Here is a 2,195-nt window from a genome sequence, read left to right as displayed (position 1 = left end):
GCCCCGCCGCGGGCCCGAGTGACCCCGCGCGAGACTGGGGCACCGGCCGCGCCCCCCCCGGGGGCCGCGGCCGGTACCCGGCCGGCTCCGCCGCTGGTCGTACGTGACGTGGACGGCCCGCTGGAGATGGCCGACTGCGTCGCGCTGTACGAGCGGGTCATGGGCCTGCGCCCCGGCGACGGCAGCCTCAACCCGCGCCTGCTGACCGCCCTGCAGGACAACAGCGGCCTGGTCGTCGGCGCCTATCTCGGCGAGGCGCTGGTGGGATTCACCTACAGCTTCCTCGCCCGCGACCGGGGCGCCGACGGGCAGGGCCCGCGCCTGTACCAGTACTCGCAGCTGGCCGTGGTGGCGCACGAACGCCAGGGCCTCGGCATCGGACGGCTGCTCAAGCTCGGCCAGCGCGATCGCTGCATCGCGGAGGGGACGACACTGATCCGCTGGGCGTACGACCCGATGCAGACCCGCAACGCCCACTTCAACCTGGACGTGCTCGGCGCGGTGGTGGACGCGTTCAAGCCCGCGATGTACGGCGCCTCGGGCTTCGGCGCCGCCACCGGCGAGTCCACCGACCGCTTCATCGTCTCCTGGCACCTGGACGCCCCGGCGCGGCCCGCCGCGCCCGCTCCCGGTCCGCCCCCGGGCGGCTGGAGCGTCGGCCAGGTGTACGACGACGGCGACGACCGGATCGTGGTCCTGCCCGACGACTGGCACCGGCTGCGCACCGAGGCCGGCCCGGAGCACGCCGCCCGGCTGCGCGGCCGCCTCACGCCCACCTTCGCCCGGCTGCTCGCCGACCGCACGGCCGTCTCCTGCGTACGACTGCCGGGCGGGCTCGCCGCGTACCGCTTCATCCCCCGTGCCGCCGCACCCGGCACGACCCCACGCCCCTGACCGGGGCCCCGCACGGTAGGACGACCCCGCATGACCGTCACCCTTGCCGAGATCGAGCTGGCGCTGGTCCGGCTCGATCTCGTCCACTCCTTCGAGACCAGTTCGCACCGCAAGTCGTACCTGGAGCACATCGTCGTCCGCGCGACCGCCGAGGACGGCAGCGTCGGCTGGGGCGAGTGCGCCTCACCGACCGACCCGTACTACTGCGGCGAGTCCACCTGGAGCTCCTGGCAGGTGCTCGGCGAGTACCTCGCCCCGATGCTGCTCGGCCGGCCCTGGGACCACCCCGAGGACGCGGCCCTGCTCACCGCCAAGGTGAGCGGCAACCACTTCGCCCGCGCCGGCCTCGACATGGCCTGCTGGGACCTGTACGGGCAGCGGCGCGACAAGCCCCTCGCCGACCTGCTCGGCGCCGGCGCCGACGCGGTGCCCGCCGGGGTCAGCCTCGGCATCGAGCCGACGATCGACGCGCTGCTCGCGCAGGTCTCCCGGCACACCGCCGACGGCTACCGCCGCATCAAGCTGAAGATCCGCCCCGGTTGGGACCTCGAACCGGTCCGCGCCGTCCAGGACGCCTTCCCCGGCGTCGCCCTCCAGGTGGACGCCAACACCGCCTATCGGCCCGAACAGGAGGCCGTACTGGCGGAGTTGGACGGCCGCGGCCTGCTGATGATCGAGCAGCCGTACGCCGCCTCCGACCTGCTCTCTCACGCCCGGCTCGCCGCCCGTCTGGACACCCCGGTGTGCCTGGACGAGTCGGTCACCACCCCGGACGTGCTGCGCACCGCGCTGCACCTGGGCGCGGCCGACGTCGTCAACATCAAGGTGTCCCGGCTCGGCGGGCTCGGCCCCTCCAAGACGGTTCACGACCTGTGTCTGGACGCCGGGGTGCCGGTGTGGTGCGGCGGGATGCACGAGTTCGGCATCGGCCGGGCGGCCAACCTGGCCCTCGCCGGGCTGCCCGGCTTCGCTCTGCCCTCGGACGTCTCCGGCTCCGACAAGTACTACCGGCGAGACATCGTCACGCCGCCCATCCGCGCTGTGGACGGCATGGTCGCCGTGCCCCGCTCCCGGCCCGGCATCGGCCTCGACGTGGACCTCGGCCAACTGCGCCGGCACACCATGCGCACCTGGACCATCCGCCCCCGCGCCCATCTCACCACCCCGGAGGGGAAAGCAGCATGAAGGTCCTGATCTCCGCCGACATGGAGGGCGTCACCGGCGTCACCTTCCCCGACGACTGCGAACCCGGCCACGCCCGCTGGGAGCACAACCGCCAGTTCCTCACCGCCGACGTCAAC

At 73.8% G+C, this 2,195-nt stretch carries 3 protein-coding genes; all 3 read left to right on the top strand.

The genetic code is table 11. The features are described 5' to 3' along the window. On the top strand, positions 1–894 hold an 894-nt coding region (locus ACFW2E_RS42995; protein WP_384476470.1), incomplete at its 5' end, for a hypothetical protein. 30 nt (positions 895–924) lie between these two features. Then, complete coding sequence (gene menC / locus ACFW2E_RS42990; RefSeq protein ID WP_384476467.1) at positions 925–2,079, top strand: o-succinylbenzoate synthase; 1,155 nt, start codon at positions 925–927, stop codon at positions 2,077–2,079. Then, on the top strand, positions 2,076–2,195 hold a 120-nt coding region (locus ACFW2E_RS42985), incomplete at its 3' end, for a M55 family metallopeptidase (RefSeq protein ID WP_384476479.1). The genes menC and ACFW2E_RS42985, both read left to right, overlap by 4 nt.

It is taken from the genome of Streptomyces sp. NPDC058964, from assembly GCF_042741275.1.
Lineage (GTDB): Bacteria > Actinomycetota > Actinomycetes > Streptomycetales > Streptomycetaceae > Streptomyces.
Note: the sequence above shows the minus strand (reverse complement) of the source record. Positions and strands in the feature narration are given on the sequence as shown.

What these genes read in the sequence shown, in the direction of transcription:
- menC (WP_384476467.1), top strand. Translation starts at nt 925, where the DNA reads ATGACCGTCACCCTTGCCGAGATCGAGCTGGCGCTGGTCCGGCTCGAT.